Raw genomic sequence first — 20,581 nt, 5'->3', positions numbered from 1 at the left:
CTCAGGCGGGCGAAGCCTCGCCCGCGTCCTCGACGCCGATCTCGTTCTGCAGCCAGGCCCGGGCCAGCAGCCAGTCCCGCTGCACGGTCTTGAGCGAGACACCGAGGGAGGTGGCCGTCTCGTCCAGGGTCAGCCCCGCGAAGAAGCGCCGCTCCACCACCTGTGCGGCGCGGGGGTTCACCTCCGCGAGGCGATCGAGCGCGCGGTCGAGGAGCAGCAGCTCCTCGGCGCCGTCCTCGGCCAGCAGCGCCCCCGCGTGCTCGAGGGAGAGGGCCACGCGGCCGGACCCGCGCTTCTTGCGCTTGCGGGTCCGTGCATGGTCGATCAACACCCGCCGCATCGCCTGGGAGGCGATGGCGAAGAAGTGATGCCGGTCCTGGGGCTCCAGGATCTCGCGATCCGCCAGGCGCAGGTAGGCCTCGTGCACGAGCGCGGTGGCCCCCAGGGTGTGGCCGGTGTCCTCGCGCCGGAGCTGGGCGCGCGCCAGCTGGCGCAGCTCGTCGTAGACGCGGGGCAGCAGATGCTCCAGGACCTCGGACTCCCCGGAACGGAGCCGGACCAGCCACTGGGTGAGCTCGCCGTCGGACATGGCCTCAGCTCGGCGGTGGGACACGGAGCCCGCGGGCACGGGCCCTCTCGATCGGGAGAGCGCGGACCGCCCGAGACACCGGACACCCGAACGCTCGCCCCCCGGATCGAAGGCCCAATCTACCATGGAGGCCTGGCGGTGCGCGCGGGAGGGCGGGGCAGGGCCGGCCAGGCCGCGGGGCAGGGCCGGGCAGGCCGCGGGGCAGGGCCGGCCACCGCGGGGCAGGCCGGGCCAGGCCGCGCAGCCGGCCGCCCCTGCGGCTCCGCGGCACCGCAGGGGCGGATCGGCCCCCCGCCGAGAGCCGTGGCGCCTCGTCAGTAGGCCGAGCGCTCCACCGTCACGTCCGCGGTACGCCAGGCCTGCTCGAAGCGGAGCCGGGTTGCCTGGGCCTCGTCGGACCGGCCCTGGGCGGCGAGCGCCTGGCTGAGCCCGAGCAGGCTCCACCCGTTCTCCGGGTGCCGCGCCAGGTCGGCCCGGTACACCCGCTCGGCGTCGGCCGGCCTCCCGCACTCCAGCAGCACCCGCCCCAGGACCTGACGGGGGGGAAGCGACCACGCCGGGGGCTCGTCGTAGGTCAGACCGTCCTCCAGCGCCACCGCTTCCTCGAGCAGCCCGACCGCGTGCTCCGTCCGGCCGTCGGCGAGCGCCAGCTCGGCGTCCAGGACGAGGCTGCCCAGGCGGAGCACCTCGCTGGCCGGGTTCCACCAGAGGATGAAGGGGGCGAGTGCAGGCTCGGCCAGCACGGTCCGGACGCGCGCGAGCTCTGCACGCGCCCGCTCCGGCCGTCCCAGCTTGAGCTCGGCCAGCCCTCGGGCCCAATGCTGGAAGCCCACGGCGAACCGCTGGTCGGACGGCATATCCGGCTCTGCCAGCACCTCCTCCCACCGGCCGAAGCGGGTGAGCATGCGGAGCGGGAGCACGCGGTAGTTCTGCAAGCCACCCAGCTCCGGCACCACGGCCATCTCCGCATCGACGATGTCCGCCGCCGCGCGCGCGGCGTCCAGCGCCTCGCCGCGACGGCCGGCCATGGCGGCGGCGAAGGCCAGGAAGTCGTAGTTGTGCGGGTAGTAGGCGAGGGGATACAGGCCGCGCGGCCGCTCGGCGTGGACATAGCGCTCATCCGCGTGGGTCGCGTGATGGTTGCGGTCGATCGCGTCGATGTAGCGTCCGACACGGATGAAGATGTGCGCGGGCATGTGGACGATGTGACCCGCCGACGGCATCAGGTCGGGCAGGCGTTCGGCGCACGGCACCGCGCGCTCGGGGTCGCCCTTCTCCACGGCGTGGATGTAGAGATGGCAGGCGCCCGCGTGGGTCCGGGAGCGCTCCACCACGCGCTCGAGCGTGGCCAGGAGCGTCTCCGTGCCGGGCCGCGGCGACAGGTCCGCCTCCCAGTAGTCCCAGGGCGACAGGTTCATCAACGCGTCCGCGTACAGCACCTGGGCGTCGTCGTCGTCCGGATAGGCCCCGGCCACCCCTGCCATCGCCTCGGCCCAGGCGGAGTCACGCGCCGCTCGGTCCGCGAGCGGACTCGCGCCGTATCTCCGCGTCAACGCCTTGATGTAGGCGCGCTCCTTCGCCGAGGCCGCCTCCATCCGCGCGCGCGCTTCCCCGATGGCCGTCCAGGCGAGCGCTCCGCCCGCGGAGTCCAGGGCCGCGTTGATGTTGGGGCCCGCGGCGAAGGCGATCCCCCACCAGCACATCGCGCACGCGTCGTCGCGTCGCAGCGCCTCTTCGAAGGAGCGGATGGCCTCGGCGTGGTTGAATCCGTACACGAGACGGAGCCCCTGATCGAAGTAGGCCTGGGCCTCTGCGCTCGCCGTGGAGATCGCGTGATGGTGCTCGCCCAGGCCGTCGAACAGGGGGACGGTATCGGCGGGCGCCGGGGCCGAAGCCAGGGCGAGCGCGAGGATGACTGCGTACATGGGGACCTCCGGGATCCGCTTCCGCTATGGAGAACGAGCCGGCGACCGGCTCGGCATGCACGGAACGTGACGGAACGGAGCGGGCGCCGCCGCCGACGGCCGGCGCAACCATCCCCTGCCCTTGGAGGGGGTCGCGGGTCTGTCGGGCGTCGGAGCGCGTTCCCCGGCCGCACCGCCGATCTACAGGCGGAACAGCCAGGACAGCTTGACGAACACGCCGTCCGTGACGGGATCCTTGCGCGAGAGTGCGTAGCCGTACGGACCGTCCATCGCGCGGCTGTAGCCCACGAAGAAGATCGTGCCGGGGGATGGCTCCCAGGACAGCAGCACCTGGCTCTGGAAGTCCCCCCGGGAGCGCACGTCGGCGAGCTGTCCGTCCACGAGCACCGCCTGCCCGGTCACGGGATGGCGCAACGCCTCCCGGCGCTCGAGGTCGTACTGCGCGATGACGCGGGCGAAGACCGAGCGGCCGAACTGGTACTGGACCGCGGCTCGCGAGATGTGGACGGTCCCGAAGTCGCTCCCGTCGGCGCTCCGGGTCAGGTGGGCCCACGTGTGGTTGAGATCCACGCGCCAGGCCTGATCGGGCGTGATCTCCAGGGTGGGCGCCAGCTGGATCTCCCACCCCTGCGAGCCCTCCGCGTAGAGCGGCACCTCCCGGAAGAAGGAGCGCCCGGTCAGGCGCACGCGGTCGTTGATGCGGATGTTGGGAAGCAGGGCCAGGCCCCAGATGGGCGAGACGGCCGGCGGCTGCGGGAACGGCTGCGATTGTCCGTTGGCGTCCACCACCTGGTAGCGCGCGAAGTCGCCCGGTTGGAAGTCGAAACCTCCCACGCGCACGATGGCCGTCAGCGAGCGCGCGCCCCGGACGGCGATGCTCGGCCAGAGCTCCACCTCCCACTCGAACGGGGAGCCGCCGTCCCAGAACGTGTCGTGCCGGTAGAAGCTGTTGTAGCGGATCTGGCTGCCCCACCGCTCGACCAGAGCGCCGGGCCGGCCGTACCGGGTGAACCCCGCGATGGCCTGCATCTCGGTGTCCCCCACCCGGGGGATGAAGCCGCTCAGGGCGCGGAACTCCGGGTGCGTGTCCTCCAGCTTGAACTGGAGCGTGCTCGAGCGGCTGCTGCGGTCGACGTGGAACGTGGCCATGGGCTTGAGCCCGGTGGATTCGCCCGGCACGCCGGTGGCGGTCCAGCTGCCGGTCAGCTGCGTCTGCAGCGCATAGCGACCCCCGAACAGGAGACGTACGTCCGTCGACAGGACCCGATTGTAGACGTCCGCGTTCAGCGTGCGGTCCGTGTAGAGGAACCCCAGCGTGGAGCCGGCCCCCACGTCCCGACGCACCCGGACCAGATTGAACAGCGCGTCGTCCTGCCCGCCGAACACGGACGTAGGGCTCTCGTCCACGGCGCCCAGCCAGGCCACGGCGAAGCTGCCCACCTTGCCGGACAGCCGGGCGCCGCCGATCGGATCGACCACGCTGCGCGTGTGCACCAGCCGCTGTGTGGTGAGGAAGATCTCGGCGCCGTCCAGGAAGAAGGGCCGGCGCTCCGGCAGGAACAGCGCGAAGCGCTCGTTGGTCTGGATCTGGTCGACGTCCGCCTCGACCTGGGAGAAGTCGGGATTGAAGGTGGCGTCGAGGACCAGGTTGGGCGTCAGGCCGTACCGGGCGTTGAGCCCGACCGCGGGGTCGGGATCACCGCGTTCGAAGGCGCCGCCGACCCGCGCGCCCGTGATGCTGCCGGTGACCTCCGGGTTGATCTGGACCAACCGCTTGGGGTGGATGTCGTGGATGCCCACGAGGCGGCCGCTCTGCGCCAGGACGCTGGAGATGTCCAGCGTGAGCGGCGCCCAGGAGGACTTGAAGTCGGAGCGCGTCACGCCGCGCGCGATCTGCAGTCCCCATTGGTGCACGGGACGGTCGGGAAAGCGGAGCGACACGTACGGGATGCGTAGCTCCGCCACCCACCCGTCCTCCACCAGACGGCCCTGCGAGTCCCAGATGTAGTCGATGTTGAAGTCGACCTTGGGATTGGTGGGCACGCCGCCGGCGGGCGGCAGGCTCTCCAGCCACAGGCCGTCGGTCTGGATGCCGTACGGATTGACGAAGAACGCGTAGGCCTGCCGCTGATCGTCGAAGGTGTCCAGCATCACGCGGACCCAGTCGTTCCCGAACGAGGAGCGATCCCGCTCGGTCAGGAAGGCCAGGATGCCGGAGGGATCGCTGTCGTAGGCGTGGAAGCCGAAATAGATGGCGTCTCCCGAGTAGAACACCCGGACCTCGGTGTCCTGTGCGGCGGCGATGCCCTCCACGGGCGTGTACTGCGTGAAGCCGCTCAAGACGGCGGCGTCGGCCCATTCGGGCTCGTCGAGGCGACCATCGATGGTGATGGAAGGCGACTCCATCCGCGGCGGCTCCACCGTCAGGCGACCGTCGCGGCCACTGTAGGTCAGCGTGTCCGCCGGAGAGGGGAGGGCGAGCGCGAGGAGCGACCAGAGCATGGACCGGGCGGCCGAGGCGGAGAGGGAAGGGCGGGCCGCAAGCTAGGTCGTGCGCCGGCAGGCGACCAGTGACCGGAATGGCGCGGGACCGTGTGGTGCGGGCCCACGGGGCGGCACGGGGCCGGTGGCGTCCGGAGGCGGTCGTGACGGTCCGCCATACCCGACGAGCGCGCTGCCGCTTGTGGCCGTGCGGCTCGCTCCCCAAGGTACCCGCTTCCTGCCGATCCCCCCGTGTCCGAGATCGCCGTGACCGCTCCACCCTCCACCGCCGCGTCCGGCACCGGCCTGCGCCGACAACTGGGGCTGGCGGGTCTGGCCGCCACCGGCATCTGCTCGATGCTCGGGGCGGCCATCAACGTCATCCCGTTCATGATCCAGCGCAGCGTGCCCGGGATCGGCCCGCATGTGCTGTCGTCCTACGCCTTCGCGGCGGTGCCGGCGGTCCTGGCCGCGTTGGCCTACGCCATCCTCGCGTCGGCGATGCCGCGTGCGGGTGGCAGCTACATCTACGCGAGCCGGGCCACCACGCCGTTCCTGGGCTTCGTGGCCAGCTTCTCGCAGTGGTTCGGGCTGTCGATCGCCATCGGTGTCGTGTCCTACGTGCTGGTGCCGTTCCTGCGCGACGTCGCCGCCACCGTGGGCTGGGCCGGCGTCGCCACGGCGCTCGAGGTGGGATGGATCCGCGTATCCATCTCGCTCGGATTCCTCTGGACGTTCGTGGCGGTCAACATCCGTGGCATCGCCCTGTACGAGCGTACGCTCATCCCGCTCATGATCCTGATGTTCGTGCTCGGGAGCGTGGTGATCGTCGCGGGCTTCGCGTTCGACCACGCCGACTTCGCGGCCGGGCTCCTGGCGCGCGAAGGGCGGCTGGTCCCGGACGCACCGCCGGCACCGCTCCGACCCGGACCGTTCCTGGCCGCGGCCGCGCTCCTGTTCTCGAGCTTCATCGGCTTCGACTCCATCGCGCAGGCGGGCGGCGAAGCCAAGGATCCCAACCGCACCCTCCCGCTCGCCATCGGCATCGCGGTGGTCTCGGTGGGGACGTTCTACATGCTGTTCACCGCGGCCGTGTATCACGCCGTGCCCTGGCAGTTCATCGCGTCGGAGGCCCAGCAGCGCGACCTCACCGCACCGGGGCTGCTCGGCTACCTGCTGCCCGAGGGCTGGACGGTGCTGATCGTGGCGGGCGCGGCCGTGGCGCTCATCAACGACCTTCCGGCGATGCTGCTCGCCGTCTCCCGCCTGATGTTCGCCTGGGCGGAGGACGGCATCTTCCCGCGCAGCATCGCCGCCGTGCACGCCCGCTTCGGCACGCCGCACCGGGCGCTGGTCGCGAGCGGCGTCATGGCTTCCGTGGGCATCCTGGGCAGCCATCTGGCCGGGGACTTCTTCCTGGGTGTCGACATCCTGGTCACCTCGATGCTGGTCAACTTCCTGCTGATGTGCGTCTCGGTGCTCACGCTGCCCGTCACCAACCCACCGCTCGCGGCCGACGTCGGCGTGGTTCCCCGCCGCGGTCTCCAGATCCCCCTGGCGGTGGCCGGCATCGTGCTGCTCGGCACCTTCCTCGTCGTCCACGTGACGAACGACCTGCGGGCCGACCTGGACGCCTGGTACTTCCACTCCACGGCGCTCTGGGTCGGGGTGATGGCGGCGGCCAGCCTCGTCTACCTCCGCGAACGGCGCACGCTGGCCGCGCGGGGTGTGGATCTGCGCCGGCATTTCCGCACGCTGCCCCCGGAATAGGTGCCGGGCTGCGGGCGCCGGGCGATTCCCGACATCCGGGTCCCGCTCCGACCCGACAGAGCGGCCGTCGGCATTCCGGTAGCGTAGAGGGCAGGATCGAAGCCCGGGCGCTCGGGGCACCGAGGGCCCACCCGACCCGGAGGATCCCATGGCCGCTCGTTGCCGTCTCTCCGTCCTCGCCGGCGTGCTGTCGCTGGCGTCCGGCTGTCAGCCGGCCACCCCTGCGGCCGACGTCACGGCCGACACGTCCTCCCCGGCGTCGATGGGGGCCCTGCCGGCGGACGTTCCGCCCGGTCTGTTCGCACGCCTGGACGAGAACCCCCCGCTGCTCGAGGACAACGAGCTCACACCCGAGCGCGTCGAGCTGGGCAAGATGCTGTTCTTCGAGCCGCGCCTGTCGGCCAGCTGGCTGATCAGCTGCAACACCTGCCACAACCTGGGACTGGGTGGCGTGGACCTGCAGGAGACGTCCGTCGGGCACGGGTGGCAGAAGGGACCCCGCAACGCACCCACGGTCCTCAACGCCGTGCACAACGTGGCCCAGTTCTGGGACGGCCGGGCGCGGGACCTCGAGGAGCAGGCCAAAGGTCCCGTCCAGGCGTCGGTGGAGATGAACAACCAGCCGGCGCGCGTGGTGGAGACGCTCCGGAGCATCCCGGAATACGTGCGCCGCTTCGGCGAGGCATTCCCCGACGAGGCCGATCCCGTGACGTTCGACAACATGGCGCGCGCCATCGAGACGTTCGAGGCCACGCTGATCACGCCCGACTCGCGCTTCGATCGCTATCTGGGCGGCGATCCGGACGCCCTGACCTCCGAGGAGCGCGAAGGCCTGGCGCTGTTCATCGCGAAGGGCTGCGTCTCCTGTCACAACGGCGTCAACGTGGGAGGCCAGGCCTACTTCCCCTTCGGCGTCATGGCCGATCCCGGGGACCGCGTGCGCCCGCCAGCGGACCGGGGACGGGCGCAGGTCACGAACACCTCCGCGGACGACTACGTCTTCCGCGCGCCGTCGCTGCGCAACGTCGAGCTCACGCCGCCCTACTTCCACTCGGGGAGCGTCTGGCAGCTGGAGGACGCGGTGCGCGTGATGAGCAGCGCGCAGCTGGGGGCGGAGCTCACCGATGACGAGGTGGTGCGGATCACCGCGTTCCTGCGGACGCTCACCGGGCGCCAGCCGGAGGTCACCGTTCCCATCCTTCCGCCGAGCACCCCCTCCACACCGCCGCCGGATCTGTCCGTGGCGGGCGGCGGCCACTGAGGGTGGCGCGGGCCCGGGCGGTGCGCCCCCGGGCCCCTCACCGGGGGATGCGGCCCTGGGGCCCCGCCCCTACCTTCCGGGCCGCCCCGACGGGGGCGGGTGGATCACGGAAGGGGGACCCATGAAACGTATCCTGGTCACCGGGGCCGGGGGACAGATCGGTTCGGAGCTCGTGCCCGCGCTCCGCGCCCGATATGGACGCGAGGCGGTGCTGGCCACCGACATCCGTCCGCTGACGGACGGGGCGGACGGTCCCTTCCAGGTGCTCGATTGCGCGGACGCGGACGCGGTCTCGGCTGCGGTGATGCGGCACGGTGCGGATACCGTCTACCACCTGGCCGCGATCCTCTCTGCCGTGGGGGAACGGGATCCCCAGCTGGCCTACCGCGTGAACATGGGGACGCTGCTCGCGGTCCTCGAGGTGGCGCGTCGGCACGGGTGCGCCGTCTTCACGCCGTCGTCCATCGGCGCGTTCGGCCCGGGCACGCCGCGAGACCCCACGCCGCAGGACACGCTGCAGCGGCCCGTGACCATGTACGGCGTGACCAAGGTCGCCGGCGAGATGCTGTGCGACTACTACCACACACGCTTCGGCCTCGATACGCGCGGCGTACGGTTTCCGGGCTTGATCTCCTACGTGGCTCCACCCGGTGGGGGGACCACCGATTGGGCGGTGGACATCTTCTACCACGCGCTCGAGAGTGGCCGCTACACCTGCTTCCTGGGACCGGAGACCCAGCTCGACATGATGTACATGCCGGACGGGATCCGAGCCGCCATCGAGATCATGGAGGCCGACCCCGCGGCGCTGCGACATCGCAATGCCTTCAATGTGACGGCCATGCAGTTCACGCCGGAGCGGTTGGCCGCGGAAATCCGTCGGCACATCCCGGGCTTCACCCTCGACTACGACGTCGATCCGGTGCGGCAGGCCATCGCCGATTCCTGGCCCCGCCGGATCGACGACTCCGCCGCCACGGCCGAATGGGGCTGGCACGCCGAGTACGACGTCGAGCGCATGACCGCCGACATGTTGGAGAAGCTCAGCGCCAAGCTGGGCGTGCGCCGCTAGCGCAGCGGCGTCCGCCTCCTCGCACTGCCCCCAACCGAGAAGACCGACCATGCCGACCGACCGCCTGACGCCCGTCCTCGCCGCCCACGTCGCCGACCTGGAGGCCCAGGGCACCGCCAAGGGCAGCGAGGCCATCGTACGGGCCGTGCTCCCGGCCTCTGGCGTCCGCGGTCCCCGCTTCCTCCTGGAAGGGCAGGGGGATACCCCGTTCCTGCGGATGAACTCGAACTCGTACCTGGGGCTCGGGCTGCGGCGGGAGGTCATCGAGGCGGAGGAGTCGGCCGCGGCCGAGTTCGGCGCCGGGCCGGGCGCCGTCCGCTTCATCTCCGGCACGTACGCGCCCCACGTGGCGCTCGAGGCGCGCCTGGCCGGGTTCCACGGGCGCGAGGCGGCGATGATCTTCTCGTCCGCCTACGCGAGCATCGTCTCCACGATCGTTCCGTTGGTGACGGCGGACACGGTGTTGATCAGCGACGCGCTCAACCACAACTGCATCATCAACGCGATGCGCCTGGCGCGTCCCCTCGACAAGGCGGTCTACGCCCACAACGACCTGGAGGCCCTGGACCAGGCGCTGGCCGGGTTTGCAGGCAAGGCCAGGCGCGCGCTCGTGGTCACGGACGGCATCTTCAGCATGCGCGGGGACCACGCGCCCCTGGACCGCATCCTCGAGATCGCACGCCGCCACGACGACGCCTACCCGGAGAACGTCGTGGTGGTGGTGGACGACTCGCACGGCGTGGGGGCGTTCGGACGCACGGGTCGGGGCACGGAGGAGCACACGGGCTCGGGACCCTGTGACGTGCTGGTGGGCACGCTGGGCAAGGCGTTCGGTGTCAATGGCGGCTACGTGACGGGCAGCGCGGCCTTGATCCGCTTCCTGCGGGAGAGCTCGCCCATGTACATCTACTCGAACCCGATCACACCGGGCGAGGCCCGCGCCGCGTTGCGCGCGCTGGAGATCGTGGATGGCCCGGAGGGCGTGGCGCTGTTGGAGCGCCTGCGCTCCCTGACCAAGCGCTTCGAGGAGGGTCTGGGCCGCGTGGGCATCGAGACGATCCCCGGCGAGCATCCCGTGGTGCCGCTCATGATCCGCGACACGCAGCGCACGCGCGATCTGACCCGCTATCTGTTCGACCACGGTGTGCTGGTGACCGGCCTCGCGTATCCCGTGGTGCCCAAGGGGGACGAGGAGATCCGGGCGCAGGTCAACGCCGACCACACCGAGGCGGACATCGACCACGTGCTGGATCTGCTGGGGGCGTTCCCCGGGTAGCGAAGAGGACGGCCAGCGACGGGCGGGCGACGGGGCGGGCGGGACCACCCGTTTGCCCTCCAGGAAGCCGTGGAGCCCTGTCAGGACGGCGTGGGCTGGCGCGTTCCTCTGGCGGCGGGGGTGCCGGGCATCCCCGGAAGACGATCCGACCCGGGAGGGGTTGTGCGATACGGGATGGTGGCGTGCGTGGTGGTGGTGGGCGTGCTGGGCGGGTGCGCGGGCGCGACCGAACCGACCGTGGAGGCGGCGGCGGACGTGCGGATCGAAGGCCCCGCCGAGCTGGTGCTGGCGGTCGGGGAGGAGCGACCGGTCGGGGGGAGCGCGCTCCGCGTCCGGCTGGCGGGCATCCTGGAGGACTCGCGCTGCCCGACGGATGTCACGTGCGTCTGGGCCGGCAACGTGCGGGTGGCCTTGGGCCTCTCCACCGGGGCAGGCAGCACGACCCCGGTGCAGCTGAACACGGCGCTCGAGCCTCGCATCGCGGAGTGGCACGGCGTCCGGTTCACGGTGGTGGAGGTGCGGCCCGATCCGGTGAGCACCGATCCGATCGCCACGGACGAATACCGCGTGACGGTCCGGGTGGAACAGGCGCCCTGACGGGGTGCCCCACCCGTCCCTTGTGCGGGGAGAGGCCCGTCGCCATATGACGGCCTCCCCCTCGCAGGAGACGACAGTGACCGAGGTTGCTACCCACGCGCTGGCGCCCGGGCTTCGCGTCGCGCGCCTGATCACGGGCCTGTGGCAGGTTGCGGATATGGAGCGCGACGGCCCCCCGCTCGACCCCGACCGGGCCGCCGCGGACCTGCTCCCCTACGCCCGGGCCGGCCTGACCACGTTCGACATGGCGGACCACTACGGGTCGGCCGAGGTGATCGCGGGGCGTCTGCGAGCGCGCGAGGACGTCGGTCGCCTCCAGTTGCTCACCAAGTGGGTGCCGGCGCCCGGCGAAGGGTCACGCGAGGCCACGCGCGCCGCGGTGGAACGCGCCTGCACGCGCTTGGGCGTGGAGCGCATCGATCTCCTGCAGTACCACGCCTGGAACTACGCCGACCCGCGTTGGCTGGACGACCTCTTCTGGTTGGCCGAGCTCCGGGAGGAGGGGCTGGTGGGTGCGCTCGGCGTCACCAACGTGGATACCGCGCACCTGCGTGTGCTGAAGAGCAGCGGTCTGCCCATCGTCTCCGACCAGGTCTGCTGGTCGCTCCTGGACGACCGGCCGCGTGCACGCCTGGCGCCCTGGTGCGCCGCGAACGGCGTGGGGCTGCTCTGCTACGGAGCCCTGGCCGGTGGCTTCCTGAGCGAGCGCTGGCTGGGCGCGGCGGAGCCGGACCAGGAGCGCGCCGGCACGTGGTCGCAGATGAAGTACGGACGCTTCCTGCGCGTGGCCGGGGGATGGAGCGCGCTGCAAGGATTGCTGGAGACCGCCGCGGCGATCGCGCGTCGCCACGGTGTGTCGCTGGCCAACGTCGCGGTGCGCTGGGTGCTGGAGCAGGCCGGCGTGGCCGCGGTGGTGGTGGGTGCCCGCCCGGGTGAGCGGACGCACGTGGAGGACAACCTGCGGGTCTTCGACTTCGCCCTGGACGAGGCCGACCACGCGCGTCTGGACGAGGCGCGGGCGCAGCTCACGCCGATCCCGGGCGAGCCCGGGGACGAGTATCGCAAGCCTCCGTATCTCACGGCCTCGGGGGATCTGAGCCACCACCTCGACGCGCTGCCCGCGCCCTACCCCAGCCGACCCGGCCCCGGCAGCCGCACGCGCGCGTTGAGCGGAACCATCTGGGAGGACCTGGCCGGCTTCAGCCGTGCGGTCCGCAAGGGGAAGCGCATCTGGATCTCCGGCACCACCGCCACCCACGGCACGCGTCTGATCGGGGGCGAGGACGCGGGCGCGCAGGCGCACTTCGCGCTGGACAAGATCGAGGGCGCCCTGCAGTCGCTGGGCGCGCGGTTGGAGGATGTGGTGCGCACGCGCGTGTACGTGCACCACGAAGAGGACTGGGAAGCGGTCTCCCGGGTCCACGGCGAGCGGTTGGGACACGTGCAGCCGGCGAACACGCTGGTGCGTGCGGGCCTGATCGGGGACGGCTACCGGGTGGAGATCGAGGCGGAAGCCGAGCTGGAGGAGGACCCCGACGCGGGGGAAGCCTCCGCACAGCGACCGGCCGCCGCGCACGACGCGGGGTCCTGAGCAGGCCCTTCGCGCCGGGGGTCGGAAGCCATCGCCCTACCACACCTCCACGGTCAGGCCCGGAATACGCGTGAAGTCACGCGCGTTGACGGTTGCCAGCGAGAGGCCGCGGGCCACGCACGTGGCGCCGATCCAGAGGTCGTGGGCTCCGACGGGGTGCCGTTGCCCGGCGAGATCCGCCCACAACGACGCGTGCGTGCGCGCGGTGAGGATGTCGATGGGCAGGAGGGGGAACTCGGCCAGGACGGCCTCCACGAACGCCGAACGGCGAGCGCGCTGGGTGCGGTCCGTGGCGCGGTGCACGCCGTGAAGCAGCTCGCTGGCGGTCACGATCGACAGGAAGAACTCCTCGTCCCCGCGCTGCTCCACCACACCAGAGATGTCCAGCCGCCCGCGCTCGCTCTCGATGAGGACCGACGCGTCGATCACGACTCCCAAGGATCACCCCGGGGCGAGAGGGTCGCGCGGGCCTCCTCCAGCGTCCGGCCGAGCGCCTCTGCCTCCTCCTCTGCCAGGCGGGGCAGGGCGCGCAGCAGGCCCGGCAGCTCGGCCAGCCGTCGCCCCCGAGGCGGCGGGCCCACCTCGGCCACGGGCTTCGATCCCCGCACCACCGTGAAGCGCTCGCCCCCGTAGGCGACGCGATTGACGATCTCCGCGAGATTGCGGGCGAACCGGGTGATGGAAATGATGTTCACAGGTGACGGACGTCGGGCCGAGAATCATACTTTACGTAAAATATGATTCTGGCGGTCCTCGCGCCATGGCGACGCGGCCGCTGCCCTGTCCGACCCTACACCGTCTCCATCAGCGCCGGCGCCGCCGTCTTGCGTCCTCCGCCGGACGCCTTGGCCAGGTACATGGCCCGGTCGGCGGCCACGAGCGCGTCCGCGAGCGTGCTGGTGCGCTCTGTCAGGTGGGCGATGCCGATGCTGGGTCGGCAGGAGAGGGCCGAGCCCGAGAGCCAGTAGGGGGCGGCCGTGACCTCGGTGAGGCGCTCGATCAGGGAATCGGCCGATTCGGCGTCCACGTCCAGGAGCAGCACGACGAACTCGTCGCCCCCGATGCGGGCCAGCAGGTCCCCATCCCGGGTCGCGGAGCGCAATCGGGCCGCGAACTCCTTGAGCAGACGGTCGCCCGCGGGATGCCCGTAGGTGTCGTTGACGGGTTTGAAGCGGTCGAGGTCCATGTAGAGCAGCACGTGGCCGCCGCGACCCCGCCGCGGAGGGAGCGGCACGTCCTCGAAGGCCTGCTCCAGCCCACGCCGGTTGAGCAGACGCGTCAGCGGGTCGCGGAACGCCACCTCCTCCATCTCCTCCTGGCGTCGCTTCTCCGCGGTGATGTCGACGAAGGTGATGATCACGTCCCCGCCCACGGGCGAGACGAACAGCCGGTACCACAGCGGGTCGTCCGCTTCGTCCTCCCGCACCGGAAGCTCGAGCACACGTTGCTGATCCCGCTCGAGCGCGCTGCGCAGGACCGGGACCACCTGCGGCCCCACCACCGGCAGCAGCTCCAGCGCGCGCCCGCCCTCCACGATCTCCGGCGACAGGTCCAGCGCCGCCACCGCCGCCGGGTTGGCGAAGGTGCACACGAAGTCGTGGATCTCGCCCGTGTGGTTGCGCACGGGCTGGGCCCGGAGGATCCCGTTGGGCGAGACATCCACGATGCTCCGCAGCGTCGCTTCCTGGCGGCGCCGCTCGGTGATGTCCCGCAGCATGACCGTGCGGCCCCGCCGGCTTCCACTGGCGTCGACCACGGTGGAGACCCGGATCTCGTAGCGGCGGCCGCAGCGGGTGGAGACCTCTTCCATCACGTCCCCGGGCAGGTCCAGCACCTCCAGCAGTGCGCGCTCCTCGGCCAACACCGCGCCCAGACGCATGCCGGGCCCCGCACCGCCCGCCTCCGTGGCGAACGCGGCCGCCGCGGGATTGAGATCCAGGATGACGTCGCGCTCGTCGGTGACGAACACCGCATCGGGCATGGTGGCCAGGATGCGGCGGTGCGCCACATGCCGGAACGGGACCAGCTCGAGCTGCGCGAAGACCCACAGGAAGAGGACGCTGGAGAACGCGATCGCCACGGCCGTGGGGCTCACGGCGTAGTCGCGCGTGCCCAGGACCGTGATGACGTTGATGGAGAACGTGCCGACCAGCGCGACCAGGAGCACGGCGGCGTGCAGGCGGCCGATGCGCGGGCCGGCGTCGGCGACCACCTTCGAGCCCAGGAGCGCGGCCCGCCCCAGGAAGACCGTCGCCACGATGACCAGCGTCCAGTGATACGGCGCGTGCACGAGCTTGAACCAGGGTCCCCACTGGGCCCGGATCGTGAAGCGGCCGTCCGCGTCCAGGGGCGGATGGGCCCACATCAGCTCGTGCCAGGGATTGGTCCAGATCAGGAAGGCGGAGACCAATGGCAGGACCGCGAGCAGCAGGATCAGCCGCCGCGGGATGGGCCGCGACCGGGTGTAGAACGCCACGAACACCAGGATCGCCAACGGTGTGAAGCAGGCCCCCAGGTACGCGACGTTGAGGGACAGGAGCTGGAGCGGGAGCGTCGGGGCCAGGCCGGACAGAAGGGCGCCGGCCACCCACACCAGGCAGGCCCCCATGGCGAAGGCGGTGACCCCCGCCCCGTGCGCGCGCCGGTAGCGGAGGAGCACCCAGGCCATCACGCAGTAGAAGACGCTCCCGGCCAGGAGCACCACGACCGGGCTGGAGATCTGCGGGGGCACGCCGTCCTCGGGTCCTGAAGGTCCGGCAGGTCGCTCACCTGCCGAGGGGGTCTGAAGGGCAGAATCCGTGCCATCTGCCGTCCAGCGACGGCGTTAGGAGCTTGGGCCCCGGGCCTGTCGCAGGAAGCGGCGTGCCAGCTGGGCCACCCGGTCCTCGCCGTCCCGCTCGGCATCGGCCAGGATGGCCTGGACGTGGGGGATCAACGCGGGCTCGGCCCACCGATACCCGGTGGCGTGCTCGGCGCTGGTCGAATCCCCGCGGTTGGCCCCTTCCAGCAGGGCCCAGGCGGCGGCCTCGTCGTACCAGGGGGCATCCCGCTCCGGCAGATCGTACCGGGGTGGAGGGCCGCCCGCGGCATCCTCGTTCACGAACGCTCTGGACATGCCTGTGGCTACCACGGGGAGGTGGGCAGGGTCCCGCCCTATTCGCCCCCCTATCCGTCCACCCGCGCGCAGGCCCGCTCCAGCCGCTGGATCCCGTCGGCGAGCTCCTCCTCGGTGACCAGCAGGGACGGCCCGATCCGGATGACCTGACCCCAGTGGCCGCCGAGACCGATCAGGAGGCCCTCCTCCTTGGCGGCCTCCAGCAGGGCCCGTGCGCGGGCGGAGTCGGCGGTGCGGCTCTCCCGGTCCTTCACCAGGTCCAGGGCCTGCATGAGGCCCATCCCGCGCACGTCGCCGATCCAGGCGTAGCGGTCCGCCAGCGCCTCCAGCGCGCTGCGCAGCTGGGCGCCGCGCTCGGCCGCCCGGGTGGGGACGTCCTCCTCGCGCATCACGTCCAGGGTGGCCACGGCCGCCGCCATGGAGACGGGGTTGCCCCCGAACGTGGAGATGGTCTTGCCCTGCCAGGCGCTGGCGATCTCCTCGCGGGTGATGGTCGCGGCGGCGGGATAGCCGCCCGCGATGCCCTTGGCCATGACCATGATGTCGGGCTCGACGCCGTAGTGCTCGATCCCGAACCAGTGATCGCCGGTGCGACCGAAGCCCGCCTGCACCTCGTCGATGATGAGCAGGCCGCCGTAGCCGTGCACGATGTCGCGCACCCGCTCGAAGTAGCCCTTGGGCGGCACGGTGTAGCCGGCAACGCCCTGGATGGTCTCCGCGATGAACGCGGCCGGACGTCCGTTCGTGGTGGTGCGGATCACTTCGTCCAGATCGCGCGCGAAGTATTCGGCCAGCGCGTCCTCGTCCGCGATGGGCACGTGCAGGCGGTAGGTGTCCGGCGCAATGGCGTGGTGGATCCCCGCCACCTGGCTGGCCAGGGGCCGCCAGGACGCGTGGGCCGTCACGTTGGCGGCCAACGAGCTGCGCCCGTGGTAGCTCATGCGCAGCGCGATGATCTCGCTCCGACCCGTGTAGATGCACGCGAGCGCCAGGGCGGTCTCGATCGCCTCCGTGCCGGAGTTCGTGAAGAACGTGCGATCGAGCTGGCCGGGTGCGATCCCCGCCAGCCGCCGGGCGGCCTCCACCTGCGGTTCGCTCACGTACAGTGTGGAGGTATGCCCCAGTCGTGCGGCCTGCTGCTGCACCGCCTCCACCAGGCGGGGGTGGCAATGCCCGATGGACGTGGACAGGATGCCGGAGAAGAGGTCCAGGTATTCGCGCCCGTCCGCGTCGGTGACACGGACGCCCTCCGCTTCGCTCATGACGATGGGCTGGTCGTAGTACGGCGTCACGCAGGGGAACAGCCAGGTGCGGTGCGCATCCAGGATGTCGGCGGCGGAGCGGGTGGCGAGCGTCGGGTTCATGGCGATCCTACCAACGGGAGATGACCACGCGGCGGTCGGTGAAGAACGAGATGGCGTCGGTGCCCTGGGCCTTCAGATCCCCGTAGAACGACCCGCGGGTCCCTCCGAAGGGGAAGAAGGCCATCGGGGCGGCCACCCCGATGTTCACGCCGATCATGCTGACGTCGGCGTGGTAGCGGAACTCGCGAGCGGCCCGCCCGCTGGTCGTGAAGATGGAGGTGGCGTTGCCGTAGCTGCTGCTGCGCAGGAGGGACAGCCCCTCCTCGAGGGAATCCACCCGGTTGATGCCCAGCACGGGACCGAAGATCTCCTCGCGGCCCACGCGCATGTCCGGTCGCACGCCCTCCAGCACGGTGGGGCCCACCCAGTGCCCGTGGGGGAAGCCGTCCACGGCCGTGTCCCGTCCGTCGAGGAGGACGCGGGCGCCCTCGCGCTCCCCTTCACCGATGAACGCGCGCACGCGCTGCCGATGGGGATCCGAGATGACCGGGCCCATGTCCACGCCGTCGTCCAGGCCGTAGCCCATGCGGATGCCACGCGCGCCCTCGACCAGGCGCTCGCGCATGTCGTCGTAGACATCGCCCACGCCCAACACCAGGCTGCCCGCCAGACAGCGCTGCCCGGCGGAGCCGAACACGGACGCGGTCACCGCCTCCTGCACGACCTGGGGATCTGCGTCCGGCATCACGATCATGTGGTTCTTGGCGCCGCCCAGCGCCTGCACGCGCTTGCCGGCCGCGCCCGCGCGCGCGTAGACGAGCTGCGCCACCCGGCTCGAGCCCACGAAGGACACGCCCCGCACGTCGGGATGATCGATCAGCGCCTCCACGACGGCCTGCCCGCCGTGCACCACGTTCAGCACACCGGGGGGCAGACCCGCCTGCTCCGCGAGCTCCACCACCTTCTGATGGGTGAGGGGGTCCTGCTCGCTGGGCTTGAGCACCACGGTGTTCCCGGTCACCACCGCGTACGGCCAGAACCACAGGGGGATCATGACCGGGAAGTTGTACGGGCTGATCACCGCGAAGACCCCGAGCGGCTGGCGCACCGTCTCGCAGTCGATGCCGGCGGCCACGTCCTCCAGGGTCTCCCCCATCATGAGCGCGGGCGCGCCGCAGGCGTGCTCCACATTCTCGATGCCGCGCTGCACCTCGCCGCGGGTCTCCGCCAGGTTCTTGCCGTGCTCGCGTACCAGCTGGGTGGCCAGCTCCTCCTTGTGGGCGTCCAGCAGGGCCTTGAGCCGGAAGAGCACCCGGGCCCGCTCGACCACCGGCGTGGCCCGCCAGGCCGGGAAGGCCCGGGCCGCCGCCTGGACCGCGGCGTCCACATCCGCTGCCCCGGACAGGGGGACCTCCCCCAACCGCTCCCCGGTGGCGGGGTCGGTGACGGGAAGGACGTCAGGGGCGGTGGCCGAGCGCCACTGGCCCCCCACGTAGTTCGCGATCGGCATGCCGGACCCGCTCTCCCGTCGGGGTGATGGGCCCGGACGCGCCCGGCCCCGGGGGCAATGGAAGGGCTGGAGGGGCCGGGCGCCAGACGGGCGGGGGACTACAGAAGCCGGATGAGCCGTCTCCGCAGACGCCCATCGGGCGGACCTGCAGAACCGCGGTGCGCGTCCCGACGCGCGGGGTGGTCCGGAGCCGCGGGGACGCCGGCTCCCCGACGCGGGTGACCGCCGTCAGCCCTCGGGGTCGGTCGGGTCCGCCAGGTTCCCGACGATCGCTTCGAGCGCGTCGGTGATCGTCACGAGCCCCAGGGCCTCGCCTCCGTCCTCGATCAAGGCGATCTCGTGCCCGTGCTCCTGCAGGACGTCGATCGCCTCGCTCACCGGAGCGTCGGCATCGATGCGCACCAGCTCGGTCGTCAGGTCTGCGAGACGCACGCGTCCTTCCAGCAGGCCGTCGAGCTCCGCCATCACCGAGGGCAGATAGAGTGCCCCGGTGAAGGCGCCGTCCGCGTCACGGACCAGGATGCGGGTCACTCCGCTACGACCGATGCGCCTCAGCTGCTCGCGCGTCTCCCCCTGTGCCTCCACGAAGCGGATCCGGTCGCGCGGCACCATGATGTCACGCACGGGAAGGCGCTCGATGGTCAGGGCGCGCAATACCTCGTCGCTCCGTTCCTCGTCGAGCGGCGAGCGCGCGAGCAGGCGCGCCAGCTCCTCGCGCGCCTCCCCATATCCCACCGCGTCGCCGTTCCCCCGCTGTGCGGCCTCGCCCTCGGCCGCCGTCCCGTCCTGCTCTGTCCACGACCGCCGGATCTCCACCCCGAACAACCGCAGCACGGCCTTCGCGGCGCGATCCCCGAACAGGATGAACGGCTTCATGACCTTCGACCAGACGTAGAGCGCGGGCGCCAGGCGATCGGCCACCTGGAGGGGCCGCTCCACACCCAGGTAGGTCGGGGCCTGCTCACCATAGATCTTGTGGATGAGATTGAGGCCCACGATGGCGATCACGACCGAGATCGCGTGCGCGTGGGTCGCGCTCATGGCGCCCACCGCGGGCTCGAGCAGCCAGGTCAGCCCGGGCTCGGCGACGACGCCGAGCAGGATGCTGGTGCTGCTGATCCCGAGCTGGCAGCCGGTGAGGTGGAGCTCGAGCGTCTCGGTCATCTCCCAGGCCCGACGAAGGCCCGGACTCTTCTGGAACGCCTCGGCCGGGAACTGGCGTGCGCGTGTGAGCGCGAACTCGGTAGCCACGAAGAACGCGTTGGCCAGGATCAGCGCCACTCCGGCCGACAGGCGTAGCAGGATCTCGGTGGCGTCCACGCCGCTCCCCTTCGCTGTGGAACCCGATTTGCCTCACACGAGGCCGGAAGCGGGGCTCCGGATCCGACGATGGAGGCGCCCGCGGGACATCGGCCGGAAAGGCGCAATGGATGTGCCCCTTCCGGTGGCCCGGCCCGTGGCGCGTTCGGGTTCCGGGGCGTGTTTCAGCCGCGGGGCGGCTGCACGAAGGACGGACCCCGCACGCGAAGGGAAACCCCGCACGCGAAGGGAATCGAGAGAGGAGACCCGCATGTTCGAAGCCGACGGGGAGCAGCTGGCGTTGCTGGGGCGCGTCGCGCTGGCGATGCTCCTCGGCGGCGTGATCGGGTTCGAGCGCGAGATCGCGGGGAAGCCGGCGGGGATCCGCACCCACATGCTGGTCGCGGGCATGGCCACGGTCCTGGTGGGACTCGGTCAGGCGCTGATCGGTCTCTACGATCTCGACGCGCCCGCCTCGGCGCTGCGCGCCGATCCCATCCGGATCGTGGAGGCGATCATCACCGGGATCAGCTTCCTGGGCGCCGGGAGCATCATCCGTCGGGAAGGCAGCGAGATCGAAGGCCTGACCACCGCGGCCTCCATCCTCTTCACGGCGACCGTGGGGATCGCGATGGCGGTGGGACAGATCGTGCTGGCCGTCGGCCTGGTGATCCTGGGGTTCGTGGTGCTCCGCCCCGTGGACCGACTGGAGCGCTGGATCGAACGGCGTCGCGCGAACCGTCGCCGGTCGCACGCGTCCTGATCGCATCGGCCCGTGGCTGCGGGCCTGC

General features: G+C 71.5%; 17 protein-coding genes. 7 read left to right on the top strand and 10 right to left on the bottom strand.

All coding sequences use genetic code 11. The features are described from left to right. Position 1: 1 nt before the first annotated feature. From R3E98_10025 to R3E98_10015, 3 genes are all read right to left on the bottom strand, one after another. Positions 2-589, bottom strand: coding sequence for an ECF-type sigma factor (locus R3E98_10025; protein MEZ4423738.1), 588 nt, complete (start codon positions 587-589; stop codon positions 2-4). Positions 590-903: 314 nt separating this feature from the next. Next, on the bottom strand, positions 904-2,514 hold the full coding sequence (locus R3E98_10020) for a hypothetical protein (GenBank protein MEZ4423737.1): 1,611 nt from the start codon (positions 2,512-2,514) through the stop codon (positions 904-906). A 180-nt stretch (positions 2,515-2,694) separates the two neighbouring features. Beyond that, positions 2,695-5,016, bottom strand: a complete 2,322-nt coding sequence (locus R3E98_10015; protein ID MEZ4423736.1) for a DUF5916 domain-containing protein — start codon at positions 5,014-5,016, stop codon at positions 2,695-2,697. 231 nt (positions 5,017-5,247) lie between these two features. Between R3E98_10015 and R3E98_10010 the strand changes: the two genes are divergently transcribed. The 6 genes from R3E98_10010 to R3E98_09985 all read left to right on the top strand — a co-directional run bounded on the left by R3E98_10010 (position 5,248) and on the right by R3E98_09985 (position 12,562). Beyond that, on the top strand, positions 5,248-6,765 hold the full coding sequence (locus tag R3E98_10010) for an APC family permease (protein ID MEZ4423735.1): 1,518 nt from the start codon (positions 5,248-5,250) through the stop codon (positions 6,763-6,765). A gap of 262 nt (positions 6,766-7,027) precedes the next feature. Then, positions 7,028-8,026, top strand: a complete 999-nt coding sequence (locus R3E98_10005; protein MEZ4423734.1) for a cytochrome-c peroxidase — start codon at positions 7,028-7,030, stop codon at positions 8,024-8,026. 121 nt (positions 8,027-8,147) lie between these two features. Continuing rightward, positions 8,148-9,098: an NAD-dependent epimerase/dehydratase family protein gene (locus R3E98_10000; protein MEZ4423733.1), complete on the top strand. Its 951-nt coding sequence runs from the start codon at positions 8,148-8,150 to the stop codon at positions 9,096-9,098. A gap of 49 nt (positions 9,099-9,147) precedes the next feature. Then, positions 9,148-10,374, top strand: a complete 1,227-nt coding sequence (locus R3E98_09995) for an aminotransferase class I/II-fold pyridoxal phosphate-dependent enzyme (protein MEZ4423732.1) — start codon at positions 9,148-9,150, stop codon at positions 10,372-10,374. A gap of 162 nt (positions 10,375-10,536) precedes the next feature. Continuing rightward, entirely contained in the window at positions 10,537-10,971 is a 435-nt protein-coding gene (locus tag R3E98_09990; protein ID MEZ4423731.1) for a hypothetical protein, read from the top strand. 76 nt (positions 10,972-11,047) lie between these two features. Then, positions 11,048-12,562 carry an aldo/keto reductase gene (locus tag R3E98_09985; protein ID MEZ4423730.1) on the top strand — a complete coding sequence of 505 codons (1,515 nt, stop codon included), beginning with the start codon at positions 11,048-11,050 and terminating at the stop codon, positions 12,560-12,562. Positions 12,563-12,598: 36 nt separating this feature from the next. On the opposite strand, the gene R3E98_09980 is transcribed toward R3E98_09985, so the two are convergent. The 7 genes from R3E98_09980 to R3E98_09950 all read right to left on the bottom strand — a co-directional run bounded on the left by R3E98_09980 (position 12,599) and on the right by R3E98_09950 (position 19,811). Continuing rightward, a complete protein-coding gene (locus tag R3E98_09980) occupies positions 12,599-12,991 on the bottom strand; it encodes a type II toxin-antitoxin system VapC family toxin (protein ID MEZ4423729.1) in 393 nt (130 codons plus the stop codon). Beyond that, entirely contained in the window at positions 12,988-13,257 is a 270-nt protein-coding gene (locus R3E98_09975; GenBank protein MEZ4423728.1) for a type II toxin-antitoxin system Phd/YefM family antitoxin, read from the bottom strand. Before R3E98_09975 ends, R3E98_09980 begins: the two co-directional genes overlap by 4 nt. 95 nt (positions 13,258-13,352) lie before the next feature. Continuing rightward, the gene (locus R3E98_09970; protein MEZ4423727.1) at positions 13,353-15,293 is read right to left on the bottom strand and encodes a diguanylate cyclase; all 1,941 of its coding nucleotides are present in this window, start codon (positions 15,291-15,293) and stop codon (positions 13,353-13,355) included. Between the two features lie 93 nt (positions 15,294-15,386). Continuing rightward, positions 15,387-15,677 carry a hypothetical protein gene (locus tag R3E98_09965; protein ID MEZ4423726.1) on the bottom strand — a complete coding sequence of 97 codons (291 nt, stop codon included), beginning with the start codon at positions 15,675-15,677 and terminating at the stop codon, positions 15,387-15,389. 50 nt (positions 15,678-15,727) lie between these two features. After that, the gene (locus R3E98_09960) at positions 15,728-17,041 is read right to left on the bottom strand and encodes an aspartate aminotransferase family protein (GenBank protein ID MEZ4423725.1); all 1,314 of its coding nucleotides are present in this window, start codon (positions 17,039-17,041) and stop codon (positions 15,728-15,730) included. 7 nt (positions 17,042-17,048) lie between these two features. Continuing rightward, positions 17,049-18,491 carry a CoA-acylating methylmalonate-semialdehyde dehydrogenase gene (locus R3E98_09955; GenBank protein ID MEZ4423724.1) on the bottom strand — a complete coding sequence of 481 codons (1,443 nt, stop codon included), beginning with the start codon at positions 18,489-18,491 and terminating at the stop codon, positions 17,049-17,051. A 228-nt stretch (positions 18,492-18,719) separates the two neighbouring features. After that, complete coding sequence (locus tag R3E98_09950) at positions 18,720-19,811, bottom strand: CNNM domain-containing protein (GenBank protein MEZ4423723.1); 1,092 nt, start codon at positions 19,809-19,811, stop codon at positions 18,720-18,722. 250 nt (positions 19,812-20,061) lie between these two features. On the opposite strand from R3E98_09950, the gene R3E98_09945 reads away from it, so the two are divergent. Beyond that, the gene (locus R3E98_09945; GenBank protein ID MEZ4423722.1) at positions 20,062-20,553 is read left to right on the top strand and encodes an MgtC/SapB family protein; all 492 of its coding nucleotides are present in this window, start codon (positions 20,062-20,064) and stop codon (positions 20,551-20,553) included. Positions 20,554-20,581: the final 28 nt, after the last annotated feature.

It is taken from the genome of Gemmatimonadota bacterium (genome assembly GCA_041390125.1).
Classification (GTDB): Bacteria; Gemmatimonadota; Gemmatimonadetes; order Longimicrobiales; family Gaopeijiaceae; genus JAGQIF01.
This window is presented reverse-complemented; position numbering and strand designations above follow the sequence as displayed.